Origin of the sequence: Leptotrichia sp. oral taxon 215 str. W9775, from assembly GCF_000469505.1 — a bacterium.
Classification (GTDB): Bacteria; Fusobacteriota; Fusobacteriia; order Fusobacteriales; family Leptotrichiaceae; genus Leptotrichia_A.
On record NZ_KI272853.1, the window covers coordinates 43051 to 45037 of the forward strand.

Genomic DNA, 1987 nt, shown 5'->3' on the forward strand with positions numbered 1-1987 from the left:
TACTTTCCACAACTAGATTACCAATTTTTCCTGTTACTTTTCCACCTTCCTGATTAAATCCTGAAAGTGTCATTGTTCCAGTATTGTTGTGAACTTCATTTACATTGGTAAAACTTCCATTATGATGTATCGTTTCATCTGTATTTGAATTACTTCTGCTTGCAGATACGTTTACAGTTGTCCCCTTTGCCTTTCCATCTGAACCGAATGATGTATTTACTCCAACTACAGAGTCTAATTTTTTAGAACTATAGCTATTTCTTAACTCAACTAAGTATTCATTGAGTTTTTAATATTAAAGAAAACTATTTTTTGAATTATTTGTCCAAAATTCTAGGTACACTCCAATTTTTTACTACCTAATATCTAATGAAGGAATCTTTGTTCTCCTGTATTGAATTATAAAACCAATTTGTTTAGATAATTTAAGTTTGTTTAACCCTATATCATAACTGGCTCCCTCAAAAAAAGATATTTTTGATTCATTTTTCAATGAAATTACTTCAATATAATTTTTTAAAATTATAAATTTTGATTTTTTCGAATTTAAAATATTAGAATTATATGAAATGTCATTTTTTATTTTTCTATTTTTTATCTGCTCATAAATTTTTTTTGCATTTTTTACATCTGGAATAATTAGACTTTTATATTTTTTTGAATTATAAAAGTTTTTCATTAATAATAAATATTTATAATCTAATATTGTTGGTGTTATATTTATAATAAAATCTCCTACATTTGGTCTATTTTCTATATAACACATATTTTTGATATCAAGATAATTTATTTCTTTTTTATAGAAAGGTGTCTCTAATAAAATAAAATCATCATATAAAGATACTTTCGTCTTAATTTTTATTTTCTTTATAAAAATTCCTCTATAATAAAACCATACAGAAAAAAACAAAACAAAAAAGATCCAGGTTAAATCTCCCATATCAAAAATAATAACAATGGTTATATATAGTATTATAAGCATTATTCTTTGATAAAAATAAATATTTTCAATTCCTAAATCTAATTCATATATTTGCTTTGATTCCACTATTTTAATTTCCTTTCTATTTCTATTTTTATTAAGTTAACTTGATCCAATTTTAATTTTTTTCTAAAAATTTTATCATTTCTGTTTTAGTTGCAAAGGTTTTAGTCTTTATAAATGTAGCAGAAACATGTCCCTCATATTCCTGATTAGAAACACCAGCTGAACTAGAAGCACTGGCACCTACTGTTTTTGCATCTGTATTTACTCCAACTGTAAATCCTCCTATTCCTTTAAGACCTACTCCAAATTCTGCACCCCAAACAGTTCCATCTATTTCACTCGGATTATCTTTTCCCCAAATAACTCCAACTCCTCCTTCCAAGGAAAAACCTAATCCAATTCCAGCTCCTATGTTTCCACCAACTGAAAGAAAATATATTTTTTGCTTATTATCTCCAGTTGCAATTCCAATACTTAAATTAGTTCCACCAAATAATTTATTTCCAGCTGAAAGCGTAAAATTAATTCCTTTTAAAGTAACTTTATCACTCGTAACCTCACTATCCACATTCATCATAGTCTCATTAAACTCACCTGTGCTTATGCTCTCTGTCTTTCCTTCACGTCCCCGTTTCATCATGTCATCATAAGCCAGTTCTCCTGCTACCGTCGCTTTCAGTCTGCCTTCTTCATTCGGCTTACCTTTCTCATTCTTAAGGTCTTCCGATATCTTCCATTCCCTTGCTATTGATGCCCGTATTTCCACATCATCTTCAATATTCTCATTTACAAATATCTTGTTGGTAGTTTTATCGTAAAAAGCCTTTATTGTCTTTCCATCTTCTGCAAGTTCATCAAGCCTTGCCCTTACGTTTTCCGGTAAGTCAGGATTATCAGGATTAAATTTTTCTATTGCTGCTATATCAAGTTGTTTAAGTACATCAGGCGAGTTAAGGTCTCCTTTTGCTATACTTTCCATCTGAGGTGCCGTCTTTACCC

The 1987-nt window shown here is 29.1% G+C and carries 2 protein-coding genes and 1 pseudogene; all 3 read right to left on the reverse strand.

Features of this window, described 5'->3' with window-relative positions:
• Positions 1 to 238: pseudogene (locus HMPREF1984_RS11370) on the reverse strand (hemagglutinin repeat-containing protein); the annotation flags it as partial.
• Between the two features lie 117 nt (positions 239 to 355).
• Positions 356 to 1048 carry a hypothetical protein gene (locus HMPREF1984_RS06545; RefSeq protein WP_021767154.1) on the reverse strand — a complete coding sequence of 231 codons (693 nt, stop codon included), beginning with the start codon at positions 1046 to 1048 and terminating at the stop codon, positions 356 to 358.
• Between the two features lie 52 nt (positions 1049 to 1100).
• On the reverse strand, positions 1101 to 1987 hold an 887-nt coding region (locus HMPREF1984_RS06550; protein ID WP_021767155.1), incomplete at its 5' end, for a hypothetical protein.